Consider the following 22033-nt stretch of genomic DNA (forward strand, 5'->3'; position numbering starts at 1 on the left):
ATCCAGAACCCCGTTGGCATGGCGCGCATTATAGGGAGTTTTTGCCAGCGCGCAATACCAAATCTTAGTTTTTTGAGGCTTTGGCGATCGTTTGCTGGTTAAACCGTCAATATGGGCAAAATAGCTCCAAAAACAATATCAGTAACCATGCATTTAGTAGTTGGCTGCTTAAGAACTAGTCGCTAATATGAAAGAGCTTTAAGTATTTATATGTATTTACTCTGACTCTTTCATCTTTATTACTTAGGAAATCTTTATGTTAGCTAATTTACAACGATCCTTACCTTTTACTCTGGCTTTAGCCATCATCGTTTATCTGGTTCTACTGTTAATCCCTGATCTTGCTTTAAGCGCTTCTGTATTAGTAACCATAGGTGTAGTGCTGGGTGGTGTATTGGTACCTATTCTGGTTGAAGTCAAAGGTGCCTCTATTGCAAGCACAGGTTCTCCTGCAGCAGCTAAAACAAACTACGACGGTGAAACTGCCACTTTATATGTAGGTAACTTACCTTACCGTGCTAATGAAGATGCTGTACGTGAGTTGTTCCAAAAGTTTGGTGTAGTCGTCAACGTACGTTTGATGAAAGATCGCCAGACGGGTCGTCGCCGTGGTTTTGGTTTTGTTGAAGTGGCAGCAAAAGATGCCAACAAGATGATCCAGAAGTTAAACGACTTTGCGTTCCAGGAGCGTACGTTAAAAGTGCGTGAAGCCAAAGAACGTCAGGACGGTGATGATAACGACGAATAAGTTAGTCCTGATATAAATCTGGCCAGCAGCTCTGCTGGCCAAATCCCATCTGTTTGACTCTTCCTTTTTGCTGCTCTGTCAGTTCTTGTGTTGCAATAAAACAATCCTGACTCTTCTCTTTATATAGAGGAGTGAAAGCTGCTGCTAAATGTTGCACTCGTCTGGCTATCGCATCGGCGGTATCAAACAGCTTTGGTGCGTCCGTAAAAGCCAAACGGATCTCTTGAGCTAAAAAGGGAAAATGGGTGCAGCCCAGTATAATAGCTTTAGGCGCAAACTCATTTAAGCCACTGTCTTTGATGACCAGAGCCACTTCTGCTTTTACATCAGCACCTGTCCAGACTTTTTGCTCCGCCAGCATCACTAGTTCACTGCTGCCGACCAATTGCACCTGACTCTGACCAGCATAATCAGAGACCAGCTTCTGTATATAGTGGCCTTTGACTGTGGCCGGAGTGGCCAGCAATGCCATTTTTTCGCCAGCACAATATAAAGCAGCAGGTTTAATGGCGGGTACTACACCAACAAAAGGCAAATCAAACTGCTGGCGTAACCAATCAACGGCCTGAGTAGTAGCAGTGTTGCAGGCGATAACAATCAGATCCACCTGATAAGTCAGCAGATGTTCGGTCAGTTGCTTTAAGCGCCGGCGGATAAATAGCTCAGACTTAGTGCCATAAGGCAGGTATCTGTTATCCATCATATAGAAGTAATCCGCAGGCACTAAAGCACGCACCGCTTCTAATATAGAAAGACCACCCACTCCACTGTCGATAAAACCTATGCGCATGCCATATCTTCTGAAAAAACCGTCTTAAAAGCTCTGGCGCTATTTTGCCAGACATTCGCCCGCTAAGGCAGTTGCTCTGCTACTTTTATCTGCAGCTTGCTTTTGCTGATAGACATTCAGGCAAAAGCCCTTAGAATAGGCCGCTTTTTCGACAACAGGTGACAGGCAATGGCTTTAGGGCAAGTATTTCCGGATTTATATGAAACTCAACTGGCAGAAAAACAAGCTGGCATACAGCAGCTGTTTGCATCCTATGCTTTGCCAGAGTTAGAGTTATTCCGCTCCGAACCCAGCCATTATCGTCAACGTGCTGAATTTCGGGTCTGGCATGAAGGGGACGATTTGTTCCACATTATGTTTGATTCTGAAACCAAACAAAAACAGCGCATTGATTACTTCCCTGTTGCCTGCAAACAAATAGCTGACTTTATGCCTGTACTGCTGGAAGAATTGAAAAAGCGTCCGGCGCTGCGGAACAAGTTATATCAGATTGACTACCTGAGTGGTTTAAGTGGCGAGCTGTTGGTTTCTCTTATTTATAAAAAACCATTAAGTGACGACTGGGCCGAACAAGCCGCTTTATTAAAAGCTGATTTAGCAGAGCAATGGCCACTGGACTTTATTGGCCGCTCGCGTAAACAAAAAGTATTAGTGCATCGCGACCATATTATTGAAAAGCTAAAGGTGAAAGATCGCACTTTAAGTTACCAGCAAATTGAAAACAGCTTTACCCAGCCAAATGCCAAAGTGAATCAGCAGATGCTGGAGTGGGCTTGTGATATATCAAGTCAGCTCAAAGGCGACTTGCTGGAACTCTACTGTGGTAACGGCAACTTCTCGCTGGCCCTGACGCCTTATTTCCGTCAGGTCGTTGCTACCGAGATTGCCCGCAGCTCAATTAAATCGGCACAGCTGAATATCGAAATGAACCAGGTAACGAATTTGCAGGTGTTGCAGATGTCGGCTGAGGATGTCAGTGCGGCCATGGCCACAGGCAAGCAGTTAAAGACCTTGGATTTATCAGAGTTGCAGCTGGATACTATTCTGGTTGATCCGCCACGGGCGGGTTTGGATCCGGCAACTGAAGCTTTTGTCAGCCAGTTTAACGATATTATTTATATCTCCTGTAATCCTGTCACTTTGGAGCAGAACTTACAGCAGCTGAGTAAAACCCACGAAATCAAAGCTTTTGCTTTGTTTGACCAGTTCCCTTACACCCACCATATTGAATCTGGTGTCTGGTTGCGCAAGCTGACACCCTAGCTTTGTGACAACTGACTTTTACGGCCATAACTAGCTGCACCATGAGCCATCCAGCGCAACTGCATAATAGTGCGCTGGGTAATTTGTTTACGTTGCTCTGCCGTTGCATCCAGCGCATCTGCCCCGGCATGAAAAACTAAGATCACCATAGCTTCCGCCTGCATTTGAGCACGTTCGGCCGGACAATCCGTTTCTTTGCGCAGATAATCCGCCAGTTCAGCACCAAAATGATAAATCTCCCGCGCTACAGCACTGCGAAAAGCTGCCGATGTACCTGAGCGCTCCCGCAGCAACAAACGAAATACGTTGCTGTGGCCAGTGACAAATTCCATAAAGGTTTCAATAGAGGTGCGGATCACGCTGCCATTAGCTTCAATGCGATGCCGGGCCTGGCGCAATAACTGTCGAAGCATCAGACCGGCTTCATCAACCAGAGTGAGCCCAAGCTCATCCATATCGGTAAAATGGCGGTAAAACGAAGTTGGTGCAATACCTGCTTCGCGCGCTACTTCACGCAAACTTAAACTTGAGTAGCCCTTATCAGCGCTAAGCTGCTGAAAAGCTGCATCTATAATAGCGCGTCTGGTTTTTTCTTTTTGTTGGGCGCGTGTCACGGCTCACTCCTTTTTGCTTCTGGCTCATTTTAACGCTTGACCCTGCCACTTTGCACGGCTAAATTAGCTTACAGTTGTAAGCCTAAAGTTCCCAAAATGAATAAACCCCCAATTATCTGGACCAACGTAATTCTGTTTGCGTCCACTTTTCTTGTTGCCGCCATTCTGGTGCCTTGGTATGCCATAGCTGTTGGTTTTACCTGGACAGAGATTATTGCCACTATTGTATGTTTGGGTTATTGCGGTATGTCGATCACCGCCGGTTACCACAGACTCTGGGCGCACAAAACTTATGATGCGCATCCTGCTTTACAATGGTTTTATGCCATAGGTGGTGCTTTTGCTCTGCAAAACAGCGCTCTGCACTGGTCTTCCGATCACCGTGTCCACCATAAATTTGTTGACCAAAACGATAAAGACCCCTACTCAGCACAGCGTGGGTTTTGGTTCAGCCATATTGGTTGGATGTTACGTGAATACCAGAGCAATACCTATGCTGATTACAGCAATGCCCGCGACTTACAGAACAATAAAATCGTCATGTGGCAACACAAAAACTATCTGGTACTGACTGTCGCGACCAACTTTGGTATCCCGCTGTTTTTAGGCTGGTTAACCGATAGCTATATCGGCATGTTATTAAGCGTTGGTGTTTTACGTTTAGTGCTGAGCCACCATTTTACGTTTTTTATTAACTCTTTAGCTCATATCTGGGGCAATCAGCCTTACACCGATCAGAACAGCGCACGGGATAACGGCATACTGGCTTTCTTAACTTATGGTGAGGGTTACCATAACTTCCACCATATTTTTGAATACGATTACCGCAACGGCATTAAATGGTGGCAATTTGACCCAACTAAATGGCTGATTAAAAGCTGTTCCTGGTTAGGTTTAACCCGCAATTTACGGGTCTGTCCGCCGGATCGTATCGAAAAAGCCAAAGTGCAGATGCAACTCAAACGTGCACAGGCCAAAGTGTCGCACTTGCCAGACGCTGAACTGGTGATGCAACGTCTTGAGCATGAATACGAGCTACTGATAGAAAAAATGCATGCGTATTACGATGTGAAGAAAGTACTGCTGCAACAGAAAAAACAACAATTGATGCAACAGTACAATGAATTTGATTTAAAACAGCAAATGCTGGAAGTACGGCGTAATCTGCAACTGCAGCAAAAACGCTGGCAGCAGCTAACCGCTCAATTTGCTTAAGCATTTGATAAAAACTGACGAAAGGTGGCATTTGCCGCCTTTTTTATCGCCTTTCATTCAGGATTTCTGATTAAATATAAAGAGTGCAGTCAGCGAAGGAAAAACCCGTGGTCAAAGCAACTCAAAGCAAAACATATGATTTTGATGCAATTATTATAGGCACAGGTCCAGGCGGCGAAGGTGCAGCCATGAATCTGGCGAAAAGTGGCAAAACTGTGGCTGTGATTGAACGCCACCAGCAAGTCGGCGGCGGTTGCACGCACTGGGGCACAATTCCTTCCAAAGCACTACGTCATTCGGTCAGCCGTTATATTGAATACAAAGAAAACCCGCTGTTTCAGATGGATGATCAATCCTCTAACCTCACCTTCCCACATATTTTAAAGCACGCTGCTGGAGTGATTCGTAAGCAGGTGCAGCTACGCAGCAGTTTTTATGAGCGCAACAGAGTCAAAGTATTTCAGGGTAATGCCTCTTTTGTTGACGCACACCAAATCCGCATAGAACAGGACGGCTCGCCGGACCAGATTATCTCTGCCGAACATATTATTCTGGCCACAGGTTCACGCCCTTATCGCCCGCAAAATGTCGACTTTACTCATAGCCGTATTTTTGACAGCGACACTATATTGTCGTTAACAGATGATGTGCGACATATCATTATTTTTGGTGCAGGCGTGATTGGTTGTGAATACGCTTCTATTTTCCGTGGTTTAGGCGTGCGGGTAGATTTGGTCAATACCAGAGACAGGTTGCTGTCTTTTATGGATGCCGAAATTTCTGATGCCTTGAGTTACCACTTCTGGAACTCTGGTGTGACTATTCGTCATGGCGAGGAGTTTGATCGGATTGAAGGCTGTGATGATGGCGTGATTTTGCACCTGCAATCCGGCAAAAAAATGAAAGCCGACTGTATCTTGTTTGCTAATGGCCGCACCGGCAACACCGACAAGTTAAACCTTAATGCCATTGGCTTAAAGGCAGATAGTCGCGGCCAGTTAAAGGTCAATGACAACTACCAGACTGAAATCCCAAGCGTTTACGCCGTGGGGGATGTGATTGGTTACCCAAGCCTTGCCAGCGCCGCTTATGATCAGGGCCGTATTGCCGCCAATTCCATTATTCATGGCAACTGCAGCACTTATCTGATTGATGATATTCCGGTTGGTATTTACACCATACCTGAGATGAGTTCTGTGGGTAAAAACGAGCAAGAATTAACGGCTGCCCGCGTTCCTTATGAAGTAGGTCGGGCTCAGTTTAAACATCTGGCTCGGGCTCAGATTGCCAATACCAGTGTAGGCAGTCTGAAACTGTTGTTTCACCGTGACACTAAAGAGATTTTGGGCATTCACTGCTTTGGTGAAAGGGCCGCAGAAATAGTCCATATAGGCCAGGCTATTATGATGCAAAAAAATGGTGGTAATACCATAGAGTATTTCGTGCACACCACCTTTAACTACCCAACTATGGCTGAAGCTTATCGGGTCGCGGCTATGAATGGTTTAAACCGTTTGTTTTAAACCATGTTGAAACAAAAACGCCAGCATTGAAGCTGGCGTTTTTGTTTTTGAACACAGCGAGAATTTACTCGTCGTCAGCAATCTCGGTATTCATATGATAAGTGCGGCTGAATGAATGCACTGCATCAATAAATACACCGGCTTTTTCCGGATCGACATCTGGAGTAATACCGTGGCCGAGGTTAAATACGTGGCCTGATCCCATACCATAACCGTCCAGAATAGCCTGCACTTCCTGACGAATACGCTCTGGGGTACCTAACAGGATGGAAGGATCCATATTGCCCTGTAAAGCCACTTTATCGCCAATACGAGTACGGGCATGACGAATGTCGATGGTCCAGTCTAAACCTACGCCATCACATCCAGTTGCTGCGATTTCTTCCAACCATAAACCACCGTTTTTGGTAAACAGTGTAACAGGAACTGGACGACCATCTGCAAAACGGGTTAAACCAGATACAATTTGCTGCATGTAGCTTAATGAAAACTCACGGTAATCGTGTGGAGTTAACACACCACCCCAGGTATCAAAAATCATCACAGACTGAGCACCGGCCGCAATTTGCGCATTCAGATACAAAATGACACTTTGCGTCAATTTATCCAGCAGGATATGCACCACTTCTGGCTCTGTGTACATCAGCTTTTTGATTTTCGAAAAGGTTTTGCTGCTGCCGCCTTCAAACATGTAAGTGGCAAGAGTCCATGGACTACCGGAGAAGCCAATTAACGGCACTTCACCGTTTAGTTCGCGACGGATAGTGCGCACAGCGTCCATCACATAACGTAATTCAACTTCCGGATCTGGTACAGGCAGCTGCATCACATCCATAAAATCTGTCAGTTGTTTGGTAAAACGTGGGCCTTCACCTTCGCCAAAGTACAATCCCATGCCCATAGCATCAGGGATTGTTAAAATGTCACTAAATAAGATGGCAGCATCTAAAGGATAACGTTTTAACGGCTGCAGAGTGACTTCACAAGCCAGCTCAGGGTTTTTGCACAATGACATGAAATCGCCGGCAATAGCTCGCGTCGCTCTGTATTCAGGAAGATAACGACCCGCCTGACGCATCATCCATATCGGAGTGCGGTCAACTGGTTGTTTCATCAAGGCCCTTAAATAACGATCATTTTTTAGTTGCATCTATCATCTGCCATCTTTTGAATTATCACTAGTTTATCACTGATGTCCGATCAGTCACTATTTTTTACCAAAAGCTATTTTTCCAGAGCCGAAAAAAGCTGTTGCCCTGCAAAAATACATCTGTTATAAACTACCTGCGCTAGTAAAGAACAAGAATAAAGAAACTCGTTTTAACGAGTCCTGGTAACGTAAGTTACACCTCCCTTAAGCCACGTTAGTGGCTTTTTTATTTCCCCCATCCATGGGGGCCACCCTTACGGGCCAATGCTTCGCATTGTTAAAAATCTTTCCAGAAGATTTTTTATTTGCTGCCATCCATGGCGCAAACCCTATCGGGCCAGCTAAAGCTGTTAAAAATTACTCCCGATAATTTTTTATTTCCTCATCCATCGGGTCCACCCTGCCGGGCCAATGCTTCGCATTGTTAAAAATCTTTCCAGAAGATTTTTTATTTACTGCCATCCATGGCGCAAACTCTATCGGGCCAGCTAAAGCTGTTAAAAATTACTCCCGATAATTTTTTATTTCCTCATCCATGGGGTTCACCCTTACGGGCCAATGCTTCGCATTGTTAAAAATCTTTCCAGAAGATTTTTTATTTGCAGCTAGCCATGAAGCAACAGCCAATTATCGACCGCCTTTCGCAATATACTGAATCACCTGGCCTGATAAGGTTGCCACCATTGGTACCTCCGGTAACTGATCCAGATCATACCAATGAGCTTCCTCAATTTCGTCCGGCTGGCATACCAGCTCGCCTGACTTATAGTCGGCGATAAAAGCTGTCATCAGTGAATGCGGAAAAGGCCAGGGTTGGCTGCCCATATAACGTAAATTGGTGATATCAATGCCCACCTCTTCTTTTACTTCCCGCACTGCAGCTTGTTCCAGCGTTTCTGCGGACTCAACAAAACCGGCCAAAATAGAAAAGAAACCCGTTTTATGCCGCGCAGAGCGGGCTAACAGCAGTTGGTTTTTGTCATTGACCACAGCAATCAGCACACAAGGATTAATGCGTGGGTAACAACGGTGACCACATTTGTGGCAAAGGGCCGCTAGCTCCCAGTTAACCAGATGCATAGAACTGCCACACTGACCACAGTATCGGTGTGTTTGCAAAAACAAAGCGACCTGACAGGCTCTGGCTGCATGTTCAAAAATGGCAGCAGGCTGTTGCAACAAAACACGGGCCGAGTGCCACTGCTCTTCTGCTTCAGGTCTGTCGGTGTAATTCAACAGATAACAATCCACACCATCAATGGCACCGACCAGACACAGGGGTTCTGAACCATCTAAGAACTCAGGTAACTGGTCGTAACGACACAGAGGTGGAGCAGCATCAACCGAATGCAGCCAGATTTTGCCCTGACTGACAATAAACCAATGACCATACAAATCGGCTGCTGCGGGCACATTGTGCTTAATCATTTTTGTTTTACTCCACCACTTATTCGTGAAAACAAGCGTATGATAGAGCCAAAGACTGAGCTGACCAATAAAAAAGTAGTTGATCTTTATCCGAGAATTCTTTTAATTAGAGGTTCTGAGCAGTAAGTCATTTGAGTAAGGGGAAGTATATGTACACCCGTTTAGAGTCGGCACAGCAGAAATGGGGTGGCAGCCTGACAGCTATAGATAACTGGCTGGATGAAAGGCAGCGCCTGATTGTTCGCTATTGTGAGCTGGCCGCCTTGCCTCCTTTTGACAAGAAGAGTGGGAATTCATTGCCGGATTTGGCTGATATTCAGCACTTTTGCCAACTGCTGATGGATTATTTATCCGCAGGTCATTTTGAAGTTTATGAACAAATCGTATCGCAATGTGCCGTCAATGGTCAGGATAGCCGCCAGTTGGCAGATTCTTTGTATCCGAAAATAGCACACTCCACTGATATGGCGTTGGAGTTTAACGACAAATACGCTGAAGCTGACGGTAAAACCTTATCGAAAAACTTCGATCGCGATCTGTCCACTTTAGGCCAGGCTTTAGTTGAACGTTTTGATTTTGAAGATGAATTGATCCAGACGTTACATAACAAATATTCCAAGGCCGTCACTGCCTGAGTTAGTTTATTTACCATAGTCATCACAAAAGCAAAAAAGCGACCTTAAGGTCGCTTTTTTTATCGGGTGAAGAATTACTTCTTCTCAGCCGGAGCTTCTGCAGCAGGAGCTTCTTCGCCAATGCCTAACAGTTCAACGTCAAATACTAAAACGCTATTCGCAGGGATAGTACCCATATCACGTTCGCCGTAAGCTAAATCGCTAGGGATAGTGAATTTGAATTTAGAACCAACGCTCATCAACTGAACGCCTTCAGTCCAGCCTTTGATCACTTGGTTTAACGGGAACTGAGCAGGACCACGTTCTTTTGAACTGTCAAATTCAGTACCGTCAACCAGGGTACCAGTGTAGTGCACACGAACTACGTCAGTGGCAGCTGGCTTTGGACCCTCAGCAGCTTGTACTACTTCGTACTGTAAACCTGATTCAGTCACTTTCACGCCTTCTTTCTTCGCGTTAGTTTCTAAATAGGCTTTACCAGCAGCAACGTTTTGTTCAGCCTGAGCTTTAGCTACTTCAACTTGTTTTTCACGAGCTGTTTGCTCCAGCGCCATCATCACTTTCTGTACTTCTTCTTCATTCAGCTGAGCTTTACCAGCCAACTGATCCTGAATACCACGTACTATAGTTTCTGAAGCCAAAGGTAAACCTAACTTCTCATGCTCTTTAATGGTAGTGTCGATAAAACGACCAGCAGATACACCTAAGCTATAAGATTGTTTTGCAGTATCTGTATCTAAAACCAAAGGTTTTGGCTGCTCAGCTTCTTTGTTACAAGCAGACAAAGTTAAAACGGTAGCCGCAATCAGCGACACCTTAGTTAATAAACGCATGTATTTCTCCAATAAATAAGCAGGTTTGGCTGCAAAATTGTGTTTTAATAAGTTTAAAGGTTTTATGCAACGTCCCTATACTAACGGTTTGTGCTAATGACGTTAACCCATAGCGGTAAATATCTGACGATTTTTCTGGCATTTTGTCTCTTTGCCTGCTCAGAAGTTCAACCAAAATCTGTGCGGCAAATGCAGCACAGTGAAACGCCCTCTTATGGTGCGGCTATTAATGACAACTCAACCCTGGTTGCAGTGTCTGCTTTGGATGAAGGCGTTACCGTCTGGGACCTGCAAAAAGATACAGCTTTGTACTCACTCGGTCATCAGGAAAAAAGTGATAATCAGATTTTATCTTTGTCATTAAGCCCTGATGGCAGTCACTTATTAACAGGTGACAGCAAAGACTTTGCGTTGTGGCAAATGAATGATGGCCGGAACATTGGTTTTTGGTCAGTGAAAGACGCTACGATCCGAGATTTAGCCGTGTCTGATTTTGGCCGTCATATGCTGGTAGGCCAAAGCGACGGCAAAGTGCAACATATCACCTTAAGTTCAGGTCGTCGTATTGAATTTTTAGGCCACACCGAAAACGTCAACTCAGTCGACATGTCCGCCAATGGCCGTTTTGCGTTAACAGGCTCCAATGATCATTATGCCTATCTTTGGGATACGGAAACGGCGCAGATTATTTATAGTTTTCCGCACCCAAACCGTGTCACTAAGGTGGCGCTTGATCAACAAGGTCGCTATGCCTTTAGTGCTGGCAGTGAACTGCAGGGTTTTATCTGGGATCTAAAAACAGGTAAACAAATCAGCCAGTTGGAATTATCCAGAGCTCAAATTATTACTGCCGCCCGCTTTAGCCCAAACGGTAAGTGGCTGGTAACAGGTTCTCCATCCAGAGCCTTAATTTTATGGGATGTGGCGACAGGGAAAAAATTACAGCAGTGGCAAGTCAGAGCTATTCTCAATAGCAGGCCAGCCAGTGCTGTGATCCATGCGGTGGCATTTTTGAATGACAGCCAGATTATCAGTGAAAGTTCCAGTGGCGTAGCCGAAGTATGGGAGATTAAACAATGACGGAAAAAGTAATAGAACTACAGCAACAGCTTATAGATCTGGAGAGCAAACTTGCTTTTCAGGAAGATGTGGTGCAAACCCTGAATGACGAGTTGCACGAACACCAGAAAAGTATCGAAAAACTGCAACGTCAGGTGATGCTGTTGGCGGAGAAGATCAGCAAGGGCAACGACAGTGGCATATTACGTGTAGACGAAGAGCCACCACCGCCGCATTATTAATTTCCCTGATTATTCAGGTTTGAAAACACCTATGACCTGCTCAGTAGCACGCGAAGCTTTTGCTACCTGCTGTTCAGGTTGAGCCATATGATGGCCACACTCCACACATTCTACTTTTTCAACATTGTTCTCAACAAACAACATCAAGGTGTCCATGGCTTTGCACTGCGGACAGGTTGCACCTGCAATAAAGCGTTTTTTCTTTCTGTCTGTCATATTTTTACTCTCCAAACCGGGCTTTTATCGCATCAATACCGCATTCACTCTTGGTTTGTCGCCACTTTGCGATTAGAGTAGCAACCAATTTTCGTCCGGGCTAAAACACCATGATCCAACTGCAAAACGTCGAACTGCGACGCGGTATCAATTGCTTACTGCAACAGGCCGATCTTACCGTATTTCCGGGGCAAAAGGTCGGAATAATTGGCGCTAACGGTTGCGGCAAATCCAGTCTTTTTGCTTTGCTGCAACAAAAGCTGCAACCTGACGCAGGTTCTGTCGCTATTCCATCCAGTTGGACTATCTCCACTGTGGCTCAGGAAACACCGGCGCTGGATATGTCAGCCATGGATTATGTGCTGCAGGGCGACGAAAAACTCTATCCATTGTTACAGCAGTTAAAAATTACCGATGGCAGTGTCGATTTAGCAGCTGTGCATCATCAGATTGATGCTTTAGACGGCTACAGAGCCGAAGCCAAAGCCGGTATTTTATTAGATGGCCTGGGCTTTAGTGGTGCCGCACAACAACAAAGCGTGAAATCGTTTTCCGGTGGCTGGCGTATGCGTTTAAATCTGGCGAAAGCTCTGATGCAACCGGCCGAATTGTTGTTATTGGATGAACCCACCAACCACTTAGATTTAGACGCTGTGCTTTGGCTGGAAAAATACCTGGCATCCTTTACCGGCACTTTGTTACTGATCAGCCACGACCGCGATTTTCTGGATGCTGTGATTGATAATACGGTACATATCGACAATCAGACTTTGACATTATACAAAGGCAACTACAGCCAGTTTGAACGTCAGCGCGCTGAACATTTGTCGCAACATCAGTCGATGTTTGAAAAACAACAACGTCAGGTCGCGCACCTGCAAAAGTATATTGACCGTTTCCGCGCTCAGGCCACTAAAGCTAAACAGGCACAAAGCCGGATCAAAGCGCTGGAACGTATGACGTTGCTGGCACCTGCTCATGCCGATTCGCCTTTTCAGTTCGAATTTTTAGACCCACGTTCTTTACCCAACCCGCTTTTGAAAATGGAAAACGTCAAAGCAGGTTATGGCGATACCCCTATTTTGCAGCAGATTAACTTTCAGTTGCTGCCAGGCAGCCGTATAGGTTTATTAGGCCGTAACGGCGCTGGTAAATCGACGCTGATCAAAATGTTATCCGGCTCTTTAACACCCCAAGCCGGTGAGATTTGGTACGCCAATGGCGTTAGTATTGGTTATTTCGCTCAGCACCAGCTGGAAACCTTAAGACCGCAGGATTCGCCGTTACAGCATTTAGTGCGTTTGGCGCCAGATGCGACAGAACAACAACTGCGGGATTATATTGGTGGATTTGGTTTTCATGGCGATAAAGCATTAGCTGCCTGTGCGCCTTTTTCCGGAGGTGAAAAAGCCCGTCTGGTATTGGCTCTGCTTGTGTATCAGCGCCCTAACCTGCTGTTATTGGATGAGCCAACCAACCACTTAGACCTGGACATGCGTGAAGCCATAGTGATGGCTTTACAAAGTTTCGAAGGCGCTATTGTGGTGGTGTCGCATGACCGCCATTTACTCAGTAGCACTACAGATGAGTTTTATCTGGTAGCCCATGGCAAAGTAGCGCCTTTTGCCGGTGATTTATCAGATTATTATCAGTGGTTGCAGCAAGATCAGCGTGCCAGCAATGCAGCATCGACTTCTGAAGAAACAGTCACTGCAAACAGTGCACAAAATCGTAAAGACCAAAAACGACTGGAAGCAGAACTGCGTACGTTGCAACGACCGTTAAAGCAAAAAATTGAAAAGCTGGAGCAGCAACAAGAAAAACTGCACCAGCAACAACAGCAGATTGAAACTGCCCTGGCTGATGCCGGTATATACGATGCGATTCGCAAAGCGGAGCTGACTAAAACATTGGCTGAGCAACAAAAAGTCCAAAAGGAATTATCTGAAGTGGAAGAACAATGGTTCGAAGCTCAGGAAGCATGGGAGCAACAAAGTGCAGAATTCTGGCAAAAAAACTCTTAATTCTGAACAATTCTGGTTGTACAGCCTGAGTTTGTATCCGGCCATTAAAGACTTGAGTCTGCAATGGCAGGACAACTTTGGCGTGAACATTAACCTGTTGTTGTTTTTGCTGTATCTGGACAAACAGCAGCAAAGTTTAAGTGAAGCTCAGCTGCAGCAACTGGAAGACTTGCTCAAGCATTTCAGCACTGAGGTCACTCAGTCTATTCGTGCTTTGCGCCGCACCTTGCCCTCTCCATGGCTACAGTCGGATATGCAACAGCCTTTACGTCAGCAATTGCTGAGCACGGAATTGGCAGCAGAAAAACTGGAGCAGCAATTGCTGGTACAGCAGTTTAACCAATTGGGCGTGAGTGACGATGTCTTGCCCTACAGCCAGTTGCTTGACCATTATTTATTACTGATTAACGCACCAGTTGAACAGTTGGATGCTGAAATTCTTGATCTGTATCAACAAAGCCAGCAGTTGGAAGGCTTCTAAAATCCAACTTTGATCTATATCAGGCTTTGCTTCCGCTGACGCTTCTACACTACAAGCATCAGCAAATAGCGAGGATATGATCATGAATATATGGCAAGAGTTTCTGAAAGATCCGGTGATCTTTTTCTCATTCACCGGCCTGGCTTTAGTGATTGGCTTATGCCTTTTTTACGCTGGCTATTTCTTATATAAAACTTCGCATGCGGAGTGATTTTTGATCAACAAAGCGCAGTCACTGAGACTGCGCTTTGTTATCATCGTTTAAAATATCGTCGATTATATCCTGAGCACAGCTGGCACTAACATGGTATTTAGCTCTGTATTCAGCAATCGTCTTGTACTTACGCCGTAATGCCTTTTCCCGAAGAATTTTGTCTTCCTCAGCAATTATATCCGGCTCAGACTCCTTTCGGGAACGTCTCATAGCTAAATGCTTACTATCTACTTCTTCACACACTTGTGTATTCCAATAGATATAAAGAAGTAAGCAAAATAGCACAAACATATCACAGTGCTCTTTATCCATAGCACCTCCGAGTTTCACAAGATGCGGTCCTATCTCAATAAGATATATCCTGCATAAAAAGATAGTCCTAACATCGCAATACCCCCTACAGGCGATAAAGCAAAGGCGGCAGCAACACCGAGGCTGGCAAATTTAGTGCCATAAACAGCGGCTCCAATACCCATTCCCAAGCCAAAAGCTGCCGCAGATTCTCCTGCGCCGCCACCGTTAACCTCTTGTATTTCACTCACAGTTAATTCTTTCATGACAGTTCTCCTTGAGATCACGATTTCATTAAACATAGGGAGGGAAACGACAAAACAACATCCCGTTTCGATGCTGGACATCTTCTAAATGACTAGCATGGAATTGGTGCGCACTTAATTAACAAAATATAAACAAAACCAAAAATTCTTCCAGTGCTTGGCAGAAAACAAATAGGAACAAAACGAAGATTTGTAGACTTTTGTTGCCAAAGATAACGTCTGATTGACCAAGACCACACCTACCGGTTTATTCCCCAAGCTCTTTTATTAAAACCTTTACATTTCGTAAGCTTAAAGCATAAATCGTCAACTGAGGATTGGCTCCCAGGCTAGAAGGCAACACAGAACCATCAAACACAGACAGGTTTTCCAATTGATGATGGCGGCCTTGCTGGTTCACCACCCCTTTCGCAGGGTCAGCACTCATATTACAACCTCCCATCACATGGGCTGATGCCAGAGTAGCTCTGTATTTTTGTAGTGGTAAAACTTTAATAGCTTCGCGGGCTTGTCCCCAGCTGGAATAAAGCTGAGCATCCTGATGAATAGGGAGTACCGACTTAGCTCCAGCGGCAAACTGCAGTTCGGCCATCGCCAGATAAGCCTTTTGTACGCCTTGCCATAGATAATCAGAAATGGGGTAATCCAGCACAGGCTCACCGTTATCTGATAGCAGCACAGTACCGCCCTGACTATCCGGATGAAAACCATCCCGCAGTAATGCAATCACCACCTGCAACTGATTAAACTGCTGCATTAAGGCAGCATGAGACTGAGCAACACCCGTCAGTTTAGTAGCCATTAACACAGGGTGTAATGGCGGAACCTCTAATTTAAAGCCTATCTGTCCGTTTGAAGGCCAGACAAAGTGGTCAGAATAAATCGACTGTGGGGCCCCACTGTGACCCGCTATAGTGTCTTCAAACAAAGCACCGGAAATCGCGCTGGGATGCAGGTAAGTATGCTTACCTAAACGGCCAGAGGGATTAGGTACTTTGGAGCGCAGCAGCAAAGCAGGTGAGCCTATAGCTCCTGCAGCCACTATGTAATGTTTGGCTTTAAAGCTAAGTTTTATGTTGAAATCAGGCTGAAAATACGGGTCCACAGGCACAGCCACCAAGGATTGCACTTGCCCGCCTTGCCATACCAGCTCACGCGCCGATACCCGGCTAATCAGCATAGCACCGGCTTGCATCGCAGATGGAATGCTACTAACCAACATCGACTGCTTGGCATTGATAGGGCAACCCATACCGCAGTAGCCCAGGTTAGCGCAGCCGCTGACATTGCGGTTGATCACTGTGTATTGCCAGCCCAAAGCCTCACAGCCCTGACGGAGCTTGTCGTTATTGGCATTGGGTGGTACAGGCCAGGGGTGAATACTCAACCTTTGCTCGGCTTGCTGAAAATAAGGAGCTAAATTGTCTGAGGTAAAGCCTGTGCCAAATTCAGCGCGCCAGTAATCCAGTGTTTTTTCAGGTGTGCGAATGGAAGTCGTCCAGTTGACCGTAGTAGAGCCCCCTACAGCACGACCCTGCAATATACCTATACTTTGATCCAAAGTTTTACGGCCAGCACCGTCCTGATACAAAGCAGGGTAAGCCCAGCGCTCCTGCTGCTGAAAGTCTTTGCCTTCATACAAAGCGCCCATTTCCAGCAAAATCACTTTGAATCCAGCAAGACTCAGCTGTTCAGCGGCCATAGCACCACCGGCGCCAGAACCCACTATCACCACATCGGCTTCAAATTGTCTGTCAGCAGTTAAAGTGGAAGCGTCCAGATAAGACCAGCCTGAAGATACGCCATCGGCAATCAGGTTTTTCATGGGTTAAACTCCGGCGCGCTGTAACCCAATGCGTGCCAATGCTGCGGCTGGCCATAAAAAGCACCGTACATCAGTTCACGCAACCCGCTAAAGGCTTGTTGCAATAAAGAAAAGTAACTGTCGCGCCAGCTTAATAACAAATCCAGACGCTGTGATAGCGGCAAATCGGCCAGCTGCAACCACTGACCTGTTAATGCCAGTCGGGCTAAATCCTGCTGCAGTAACTGAAACAATTGGTTTAACTGTTGCTGCTGGCTTTGAGGCAAATAGGCCAGAAACTCCAGCACAGCGTCACGGCTTTGTTGCAGTGATAACTGTTGTGCTGTGGCCTCTGCTGGCAAAGCCCCCATCAACACCGCTGGCAATAACGCATCCAGCACCAGAACAGCCGCATTGTCACTGCCTTGCAGACTTTGATACTGATATACTGCGTAGCCTGTGCTGGCAGCCAGGGTAAGAGCAAGCGAGCGGAAAATAAACTGGCGTCTGTTCATTGTTATTGTGGTCCGGCCAGAAGAAAGTGACTTTGATTGTTAAGTAGGATTGTTGATTTTGCAAGCCCCTGAAATTGTAAAACTTCCCCCGGTTTTTAAACCAGCATGGTGGCTGCGTAACTGCCATCTGCAAACCATAGTGGCTAAGTATCTGGCTCCACGTCGCGCTTTGGCGACAGACACAGAAATGCTGGCATTACCCGATGGCGATCATATCCAGCTCAACTGGACAGAAAACCCGGAGCAGGCCGTAGCTAAACCTATTGTGGTGGTGTTGCATGGTCTGGAGGGCAATATCCATAGTCACTATGCAGCTGGTATGTTGCATGCCCTGCAGCGACAGGGTTTTATTGCAGTGCTGATGCATTTTCGCGGCTGCAACGGTGTCGCCAACAGGCTGCCCCGCGCTTACCATTCCGGTGATACCGCCGATCTGGCCTATTTGATAGCTCAGATTCAGCTACGTTATCCAGGCCGTGAGCTGGCTGCTGTTGGCTTTTCACTGGGCGGCAATGTGTTGGTGAAGTATTGCGGTGAACAAGGGGCACAATGTGTGTTAAAAGCTGCTGTGGCTGTATCAGCGCCTCTGGCTTTAGCGCCAAGCGCACAGCGTATTAATCAGGGCGGCAGCAAAGTGTATCAGCAGTACCTGTTGGGACGGCTCAAAGCTACGATGATGCGTAAACTGGACCGACACAGAGATTTTCCTCTGCCTGTTAGCAAAGCTCAAATTCTGGCATTAAAAACCATCCGCGACTTCGACGACTTACTGACAGCGCCGCTGCATGGCTTTCAGAATGCCGATGACTATTACCAAAAATCCAGCGGCAAAGCTTATTTAAAGCAAGTGCGTGTGCCGCTGTTATTGGTGCATGCTAAAGATGATCCATTTTTATCACCAGCAGTCTTACCTAAAGCTGATGAGGTCCCCCCTTATGTGCAGCTATTATTATCCCGCCATGGCGGTCATGTTGGTTTTGTTACAGGCAACATGCCTTTTAAAGCGGAGTATTATCTGGAGCAACAGCTGCCCCCTTACCTTGCACAATTTTTAGGAAAATACTGATGTTATTGATCCCATACCAAGAATTATCCACAGACACGCTGGAAGGCCTGATCGAAGCTTTTGTATTACGTGAAGGTACTGAATATGGTGAGCAGGACATTAGCCTGAGCGATAAAGTGGCCCAGGTGAAAAGCCAGTTGCAAGCGGATCAGCTGGTGATTTTGTATTCAGAGTTGCACGAGAGTGTGGACATCATCACCAAACAGCAGTGGCGACAACTGGTTAAACAAGGCGAGATTGAGAGCGATTCCTTCTGAAATCAGCCTAAAGTTCTGGTCGCGCTATGGGCCCGGATCAGTTCAGTCCATGGCACTTCAGAGCGGCCTATCACCATAAAGTCGGGGTTCGACAGAGTTTCACGCTGGTTATAACTTAAAGGTGCAAACTGACTATCGAGAATTTTACCACCGGCTTCTTCAACTATTACATGCACAGCAGCTGTATCCCATTCGCCCGTCGGGCCTAAACGCAGGTAACAATCTGCGCCACCTTCAGCCACTAAACAGCTTTTTAAAGAGCAACTGCCAAGCGCTATAAATTCTGAGCAGGCAGGCGTATTTAACAGCTGATGGATATGCTCTATCGGCTGGCGACGACTGACCGCAATTTTGAGAACATCACCGGATTGATGCTGATTAACCCGAATGCGATTGATCAAATGCTGTTGCTGTTTAAAAGCACCATTGCCGCGGGTAGCGTAATACCAGATTTGTTCTTTGGGCCAATAAATCACCCCCAATACAGGCCAGCCATGTTCAACCAGCGCTATGCTGACGGCAAAATCGCCGCTGCGGGCAATAAACTCCTGAGTGCCGTCCATAGGATCGATCAGCCAGTAGCGGGGCCAATCCTGACGCTGGCGTAGCGGCAATAAATGCATTTCTTCAGAAACCACAGGAATATCAGGAGTTAGTTCGGTTAAGGCATGCAGGATCAGAGCATTGGCAGCCAAATCAGCACTGGTGACAGGGCTTTCATCCGCTTTATGTTTGGCTTCATAGTCGCCACTCTGGTAAATAGACCATAAGGTATCACCAGCGGCACGAGCTGCGTCTTTGACAGGTTCTAATAACCTACTTAAAAACATCCTGATGCTTGTCCAGATAATCTCGGGCTAAGAACAAGGCCGCTACACTGCGAGCCTCAGTGAAATCGCTCTGATCTAACAACTCAAGCTGCTGTTGCCACTGCCATGGCACCAGTTCCAAAGGTTCGGGTTCGTCACCTGGCAAACTGGAGGCTGTTAAATCCAAAGCTAATACAATATGCATTGTAGCACTAAAGTATCCCGGAGCTAAGGCCACGGTTTTTAAAGGAATTAAACGTCCGGCTTTAAAACCTATTTCTTCCTGAAGTTCGCGGTTAGCGGCTTCAGCTACAGTTTCACCGGGATCGATCAGACCTTTAGGGAAACCCAGCTGATAATCATGAGTACCAGCACAGTATTCCCGTATTAAGTAAAAACTGCCAGGTTCAGGACAAGCCACTACCATCACTGCACCACGGCTACCGCCTTTCATCCGCTCGTAGGTGCGTTTTTCACCGTTGCTGAATTGCAGATCCAGCTGTTCAATTTTAAACAGCCGACTTTCAGCAACCAGTTTTTGATCTAAAATTTGCGGTTTTTCTTTGTCGCCGTCGCGCTGCGCCATAAAACTGCCTCTGCTACAATGGGCCATCGCCTTACTATAAATGGATTAGCTGGAAAAACCTATGCTGGACTGGAGACAAATTGATACCGTTTTGCTGGATATGGACGGTACTCTGCTGGATTTACACTTTGATAACTACTTCTGGCTGGAGCATTTACCAAAACGCTGGGCAGAGCTTAGTGGCATCAGTGTGAGCGAAGCAAAACAACAGCTCGAAGCTGAATACCATGAACTCAATGGCAAAATTGAGTGGTATTGCCTGGACTACTGGACCAAACGACTGTCTTTGCCTATCACAGAGCTGAAACGTGAAGTGATGGATAAAATTCAGATGCGCGCTGATACCCCAGCCTTTTTAACAGCATTAAAAAACTCTGGCCGTAAAGTGATTTTGGTGACCAATGCTCACCCGGATTCGTTATCGTTAAAAATCGAACGCACTACTCTTGCCAGTTATATTGATACCCTGGTGTCGACTCATGAATTTGGCGTAACTAAAGAACAACAGGAGTTATGGCAGCAGTTGCAACAACGTTTTGGCTTTGACCCGAAGCGCACTTTGTTTGTCGACGACAGCCTGCCGATTTTGCAGTCCGCTCAACGTTTTGGCATAGGTCATTTATTGGCAGTGGCCAATCCTGACAGCCAGAAACCCAGCAGAGCTATCACTGAGTTTCCGGCTATAGAAGATTATTCGGTGTTACTGGCGGATATTCACGGTTCAGCTAGCGGCTCTGTAATTTCAGAGTAAAACGCCCCTCTGCGTCCGGCTGGCCAACAAACTGCATCGCCTGATGCACTTCTTTTGGCAAGCTGGCGTCTGGTTTCATAGTGCCATTGAGCTGATACTTACCTTGTTCACCGATCAGCGCCGTCACATTCAGCGCCAACGGATTGCCAGGTTCTGTCACCAGTTGCAGCTGACCCTGTTCACAACTTAAGTTCGCATCTATGGCTTTTAAATCAATCCAGCCTGAAGGCGCCTGAAACTTGGCGTCCAGCCAGCTGGCTTTACCTGCCAATTGCTCACACCAGGGTTGTCCCATAGTGAAATTCTGAATATTCAGCAGCATAGTGCCACTGGCTGCCACCTGAAACGGCAAACGGAGTTTCAGTAAAGGTATTATAGGTTCTACTGGCAAACGTAGCTGGCTGGTCTCCAGCTCTAATCCGGAGAAACCATAAGCCAGTTGAGCTTTGGCGTAAGGCAAAGTGGTTTGGCGAATTTGGCCAATATCCAGCGATAATGCCAATTTTCCGGTGAATAAAGCCCATGGCTTGAATTGCCAATTCACCTGCTGCAATACATAACCATTGAGTGATACTGCCTGCACCTGACCTTGCCATAAAGTGCCGCTGACAGGCCCTAACTGAACCTGTGGTGGTAAAGTCACCAGCTTTAACCACCAGGCCGCTGGTGCCAACACAAGTAAAAACAGCAGATACAGACCAATAGCGGCCGGGATTATTTTTTTATAATTCATTTACGACTCAACCAATAAACGACGGACACGCACCATACCTGGCGCATCGGCAACAGCTAAATCCAGCTGCACTATGCTGACATTATGCTGATACTGTAATTCATGCAGCCAGGCCAGTAATTGATCAAAACTAATATCGTTCAGCATCACCTGCATCTGATCATTTTGTGGTTGCATCCGGCTGACCTGAATTTTATGGGTGCGGGCGCTGGAGCTAATCAGATCTGTCAGGCTGCCTTGTACTTTGGTCTGAGTGGAGACCACTGGATAACTGCGCACTTGCACCAGTTGTTGACTCACCTGCTGCAGTTGCTGCTGCTGAGTCTGATAACTCAAATGCAACGGAGCCCATAACAGCCAATAAAAAGCCGCTATGGCTAAAGTAACACCAGCGCCCAACACCAGCTGTTGTTCACGTTTTTGCAGCGACTGCCACCAGCTTTGTAGTTGTTTCATTTGGCTCATAAGCTACCTCCATGTACCGCATCCTGACTGGCAGCCTTCAGCTGTGAAAATTGTC

27 protein-coding genes are annotated in these 22033 nt (G+C 46.3%); 13 read left to right on the top strand and 14 right to left on the bottom strand.

The features are described from left to right. Positions 1-256 precede the first annotated feature (256 nt). Positions 257-748: an RNA recognition motif domain-containing protein gene (locus tag LSG34_RS14640; protein WP_233009832.1), complete on the top strand. Its 492-nt coding sequence runs from the start codon at positions 257-259 to the stop codon at positions 746-748. Position 749: 1 nt separating this feature from the next. Here LSG34_RS14640 and murI read toward each other — a convergent pair whose 3' ends face one another. Further along, positions 750-1538, bottom strand: a complete 789-nt coding sequence (murI, locus tag LSG34_RS14645; RefSeq protein WP_233009833.1) for a glutamate racemase — start codon at positions 1536-1538, stop codon at positions 750-752. Between the two features lie 168 nt (positions 1539-1706). On the opposite strand from murI, the gene trmA reads away from it, so the two are divergent. Beyond that, positions 1707-2801, top strand: a complete 1095-nt coding sequence (trmA, locus tag LSG34_RS14650; RefSeq protein ID WP_233009834.1) for a tRNA (uridine(54)-C5)-methyltransferase TrmA — start codon at positions 1707-1709, stop codon at positions 2799-2801. On the opposite strand, the gene fabR is transcribed toward trmA, so the two are convergent. Further along, positions 2798-3415 (bottom strand): HTH-type transcriptional repressor FabR, encoded by a 618-nt coding sequence (gene fabR, locus LSG34_RS14655; protein ID WP_233009835.1) that lies wholly within the window; start codon positions 3413-3415, stop codon positions 2798-2800. The two genes, trmA and fabR, sit on opposite strands and share 4 nt — an antisense overlap. 96 nt (positions 3416-3511) lie before the next feature. Here fabR and LSG34_RS14660 point away from each other — a divergent pair, with 96 nt between their 5' ends. Both LSG34_RS14660 and sthA read left to right on the top strand, forming a co-directional pair. Further along, the gene (locus LSG34_RS14660) at positions 3512-4630 is read left to right on the top strand and encodes an acyl-CoA desaturase (RefSeq protein ID WP_233009836.1); all 1119 of its coding nucleotides are present in this window, start codon (positions 3512-3514) and stop codon (positions 4628-4630) included. A 107-nt stretch (positions 4631-4737) separates the two neighbouring features. Continuing rightward, positions 4738-6153, top strand: a complete 1416-nt coding sequence (gene sthA, locus LSG34_RS14665; RefSeq protein ID WP_233009837.1) for a Si-specific NAD(P)(+) transhydrogenase — start codon at positions 4738-4740, stop codon at positions 6151-6153. A 64-nt stretch (positions 6154-6217) separates the two neighbouring features. Here the strand turns inward: sthA and hemE are convergent, their stop codons facing one another. Both hemE and nudC read right to left on the bottom strand, forming a co-directional pair. Then, a complete protein-coding gene (hemE, locus tag LSG34_RS14670; protein WP_269822917.1) occupies positions 6218-7303 on the bottom strand; it encodes a uroporphyrinogen decarboxylase in 1086 nt (361 codons plus the stop codon). A gap of 627 nt (positions 7304-7930) precedes the next feature. Beyond that, positions 7931-8731, bottom strand: coding sequence for an NAD(+) diphosphatase (gene nudC, locus LSG34_RS14675; protein ID WP_233009839.1), 801 nt, complete (start codon positions 8729-8731; stop codon positions 7931-7933). Positions 8732-8880: 149 nt separating this feature from the next. Here nudC and rsd point away from each other — a divergent pair, with 149 nt between their 5' ends. Further along, entirely contained in the window at positions 8881-9366 is a 486-nt protein-coding gene (gene rsd / locus LSG34_RS14680; RefSeq protein ID WP_233009840.1) for a sigma D regulator, read from the top strand. A 74-nt stretch (positions 9367-9440) separates the two neighbouring features. Here the strand turns inward: rsd and LSG34_RS14685 are convergent, their stop codons facing one another. Next, positions 9441-10199, bottom strand: coding sequence for an FKBP-type peptidyl-prolyl cis-trans isomerase (locus LSG34_RS14685; protein WP_233009841.1), 759 nt, complete (start codon positions 10197-10199; stop codon positions 9441-9443). 96 nt (positions 10200-10295) lie between these two features. Between LSG34_RS14685 and LSG34_RS14690 the strand changes: the two genes are divergently transcribed. Then, positions 10296-11279 carry a WD40 repeat domain-containing protein gene (locus tag LSG34_RS14690; protein ID WP_233009842.1) on the top strand — a complete coding sequence of 328 codons (984 nt, stop codon included), beginning with the start codon at positions 10296-10298 and terminating at the stop codon, positions 11277-11279. Beyond that, the gene (locus LSG34_RS14695; RefSeq protein WP_233009843.1) at positions 11276-11500 is read left to right on the top strand and encodes a SlyX family protein; all 225 of its coding nucleotides are present in this window, start codon (positions 11276-11278) and stop codon (positions 11498-11500) included. Before LSG34_RS14690 ends, LSG34_RS14695 begins: the two co-directional genes overlap by 4 nt. A 9-nt stretch (positions 11501-11509) precedes the next feature. Here the strand turns inward: LSG34_RS14695 and LSG34_RS14700 are convergent, their stop codons facing one another. Then, positions 11510-11716 carry a YheV family putative zinc ribbon protein gene (locus LSG34_RS14700; protein WP_233009844.1) on the bottom strand — a complete coding sequence of 69 codons (207 nt, stop codon included), beginning with the start codon at positions 11714-11716 and terminating at the stop codon, positions 11510-11512. A 110-nt stretch (positions 11717-11826) separates the two neighbouring features. On the opposite strand from LSG34_RS14700, the gene LSG34_RS14705 reads away from it, so the two are divergent. From LSG34_RS14705 to LSG34_RS14715, 3 genes are all read left to right on the top strand, one after another. Next, positions 11827-13740, top strand: a complete 1914-nt coding sequence (locus LSG34_RS14705; protein WP_233009845.1) for an ABC transporter ATP-binding protein — start codon at positions 11827-11829, stop codon at positions 13738-13740. Next, complete coding sequence (locus LSG34_RS14710) at positions 13712-14221, top strand: TIGR02444 family protein (protein WP_233009846.1); 510 nt, start codon at positions 13712-13714, stop codon at positions 14219-14221. Before LSG34_RS14705 ends, LSG34_RS14710 begins: the two co-directional genes overlap by 29 nt. Positions 14222-14303: 82 nt before the next feature. Next, positions 14304-14432 (top strand): DUF3149 domain-containing protein, encoded by a 129-nt coding sequence (locus tag LSG34_RS14715; RefSeq protein ID WP_127019393.1) that lies wholly within the window; start codon positions 14304-14306, stop codon positions 14430-14432. A gap of 21 nt (positions 14433-14453) precedes the next feature. On the opposite strand, the gene LSG34_RS14720 is transcribed toward LSG34_RS14715, so the two are convergent. The 4 genes from LSG34_RS14720 to LSG34_RS14735 all read right to left on the bottom strand — a co-directional run bounded on the left by LSG34_RS14720 (position 14454) and on the right by LSG34_RS14735 (position 17311). Further along, positions 14454-14747, bottom strand: a complete 294-nt coding sequence (locus LSG34_RS14720) for a hypothetical protein (RefSeq protein WP_233009847.1) — start codon at positions 14745-14747, stop codon at positions 14454-14456. A gap of 29 nt (positions 14748-14776) precedes the next feature. Continuing rightward, the gene (locus LSG34_RS14725) at positions 14777-14992 is read right to left on the bottom strand and encodes a hypothetical protein (protein WP_233009848.1); all 216 of its coding nucleotides are present in this window, start codon (positions 14990-14992) and stop codon (positions 14777-14779) included. Positions 14993-15239: 247 nt separating this feature from the next. Continuing rightward, positions 15240-16817, bottom strand: coding sequence for a GMC family oxidoreductase (locus LSG34_RS14730; protein WP_233009849.1), 1578 nt, complete (start codon positions 16815-16817; stop codon positions 15240-15242). Then, positions 16814-17311 carry a hypothetical protein gene (locus LSG34_RS14735; RefSeq protein ID WP_233009850.1) on the bottom strand — a complete coding sequence of 166 codons (498 nt, stop codon included), beginning with the start codon at positions 17309-17311 and terminating at the stop codon, positions 16814-16816. The genes LSG34_RS14730 and LSG34_RS14735 overlap by 4 nt, the downstream gene beginning before the upstream one ends. A gap of 58 nt (positions 17312-17369) precedes the next feature. Here LSG34_RS14735 and LSG34_RS14740 point away from each other — a divergent pair, with 58 nt between their 5' ends. Together LSG34_RS14740 and LSG34_RS14745 are read left to right on the top strand one after the other, a co-directional pair. Then, the gene (locus tag LSG34_RS14740; RefSeq protein ID WP_233009851.1) at positions 17370-18377 is read left to right on the top strand and encodes a hydrolase; all 1008 of its coding nucleotides are present in this window, start codon (positions 17370-17372) and stop codon (positions 18375-18377) included. Beyond that, positions 18377-18634: a YheU family protein gene (locus tag LSG34_RS14745; RefSeq protein ID WP_233009852.1), complete on the top strand. Its 258-nt coding sequence runs from the start codon at positions 18377-18379 to the stop codon at positions 18632-18634. The genes LSG34_RS14740 and LSG34_RS14745 overlap by 1 nt, the downstream gene beginning before the upstream one ends. A gap of 2 nt (positions 18635-18636) precedes the next feature. On the opposite strand, the gene cysQ is transcribed toward LSG34_RS14745, so the two are convergent. Together cysQ and nudE are read right to left on the bottom strand one after the other, a co-directional pair. Next, entirely contained in the window at positions 18637-19464 is an 828-nt protein-coding gene (gene cysQ, locus LSG34_RS14750) for a 3'(2'),5'-bisphosphate nucleotidase CysQ (RefSeq protein ID WP_233009853.1), read from the bottom strand. Further along, positions 19451-20029, bottom strand: coding sequence for an ADP compounds hydrolase NudE (nudE, locus tag LSG34_RS14755; protein WP_233009854.1), 579 nt, complete (start codon positions 20027-20029; stop codon positions 19451-19453). The genes cysQ and nudE overlap by 14 nt, the downstream gene beginning before the upstream one ends. Before the next feature lie 61 nt (positions 20030-20090). Between nudE and yrfG the strand changes: the two genes are divergently transcribed. Continuing rightward, on the top strand, positions 20091-20780 hold the full coding sequence (yrfG, locus tag LSG34_RS14760) for a GMP/IMP nucleotidase (RefSeq protein WP_233009855.1): 690 nt from the start codon (positions 20091-20093) through the stop codon (positions 20778-20780). Here yrfG and LSG34_RS14765 read toward each other — a convergent pair. Continuing rightward, positions 20755-21513 (bottom strand): type II secretion system protein N, encoded by a 759-nt coding sequence (locus LSG34_RS14765; RefSeq protein WP_233009856.1) that lies wholly within the window; start codon positions 21511-21513, stop codon positions 20755-20757. The genes yrfG and LSG34_RS14765 overlap by 26 nt on opposite strands. After that, positions 21514-21978 carry a type II secretion system protein GspM gene (gene gspM, locus LSG34_RS14770; RefSeq protein ID WP_233009857.1) on the bottom strand — a complete coding sequence of 155 codons (465 nt, stop codon included), beginning with the start codon at positions 21976-21978 and terminating at the stop codon, positions 21514-21516. Positions 21979-22033: the final 55 nt, after the last annotated feature.

This window comes from Rheinheimera faecalis (assembly GCF_021290965.1).
Classification (GTDB): Bacteria; Pseudomonadota; Gammaproteobacteria; order Enterobacterales; family Alteromonadaceae; genus Pararheinheimera; species Pararheinheimera faecalis.

Coding starts and splice junctions, on each gene's coding strand:
- murI (WP_233009833.1), bottom strand. CDS start 1,538: ATGCGCATAGGTTTTATCGACAGTGGAGTGGGTGGTCTTTCTATATTA.
- trmA (WP_233009834.1), top strand. CDS start 1,707: ATGGCTTTAGGGCAAGTATTTCCGGATTTATATGAAACTCAACTGGCA.
- yrfG (WP_233009855.1), top strand. CDS start 20,091: ATGCTGGACTGGAGACAAATTGATACCGTTTTGCTGGATATGGACGGT.
- LSG34_RS14695 (WP_233009843.1), top strand. CDS start 11,276: ATGACGGAAAAAGTAATAGAACTACAGCAACAGCTTATAGATCTGGAG.
- LSG34_RS14730 (WP_233009849.1), bottom strand. CDS start 16,817: ATGAAAAACCTGATTGCCGATGGCGTATCTTCAGGCTGGTCTTATCTG.
- hemE (WP_269822917.1), bottom strand. CDS start 7,303: ATGCAACTAAAAAATGATCGTTATTTAAGGGCCTTGATGAAACAACCA.
- LSG34_RS14735 (WP_233009850.1), bottom strand. CDS start 17,311: ATGAACAGACGCCAGTTTATTTTCCGCTCGCTTGCTCTTACCCTGGCT.
- LSG34_RS14685 (WP_233009841.1), bottom strand. CDS start 10,199: ATGCGTTTATTAACTAAGGTGTCGCTGATTGCGGCTACCGTTTTAACT.
- LSG34_RS14660 (WP_233009836.1), top strand. CDS start 3,512: ATGAATAAACCCCCAATTATCTGGACCAACGTAATTCTGTTTGCGTCC.
- LSG34_RS14690 (WP_233009842.1), top strand. CDS start 10,296: ATGACGTTAACCCATAGCGGTAAATATCTGACGATTTTTCTGGCATTT.
- LSG34_RS14640 (WP_233009832.1), top strand. CDS start 257: ATGTTAGCTAATTTACAACGATCCTTACCTTTTACTCTGGCTTTAGCC.
- nudC (WP_233009839.1), bottom strand. CDS start 8,731: ATGATTAAGCACAATGTGCCCGCAGCAGCCGATTTGTATGGTCATTGG.
- LSG34_RS14705 (WP_233009845.1), top strand. CDS start 11,827: ATGATCCAACTGCAAAACGTCGAACTGCGACGCGGTATCAATTGCTTA.
- LSG34_RS14765 (WP_233009856.1), bottom strand. CDS start 21,513: ATGAATTATAAAAAAATAATCCCGGCCGCTATTGGTCTGTATCTGCTG.
- LSG34_RS14715 (WP_127019393.1), top strand. CDS start 14,304: ATGAATATATGGCAAGAGTTTCTGAAAGATCCGGTGATCTTTTTCTCA.
- rsd (WP_233009840.1), top strand. CDS start 8,881: ATGTACACCCGTTTAGAGTCGGCACAGCAGAAATGGGGTGGCAGCCTG.
- cysQ (WP_233009853.1), bottom strand. CDS start 19,464: ATGTTTTTAAGTAGGTTATTAGAACCTGTCAAAGACGCAGCTCGTGCC.
- LSG34_RS14700 (WP_233009844.1), bottom strand. CDS start 11,716: ATGACAGACAGAAAGAAAAAACGCTTTATTGCAGGTGCAACCTGTCCG.
- gspM (WP_233009857.1), bottom strand. CDS start 21,978: ATGAGCCAAATGAAACAACTACAAAGCTGGTGGCAGTCGCTGCAAAAA.
- LSG34_RS14725 (WP_233009848.1), bottom strand. CDS start 14,992: ATGAAAGAATTAACTGTGAGTGAAATACAAGAGGTTAACGGTGGCGGC.
- LSG34_RS14720 (WP_233009847.1), bottom strand. CDS start 14,747: ATGGATAAAGAGCACTGTGATATGTTTGTGCTATTTTGCTTACTTCTT.
- nudE (WP_233009854.1), bottom strand. CDS start 20,029: ATGGCGCAGCGCGACGGCGACAAAGAAAAACCGCAAATTTTAGATCAA.
- LSG34_RS14745 (WP_233009852.1), top strand. CDS start 18,377: ATGTTATTGATCCCATACCAAGAATTATCCACAGACACGCTGGAAGGC.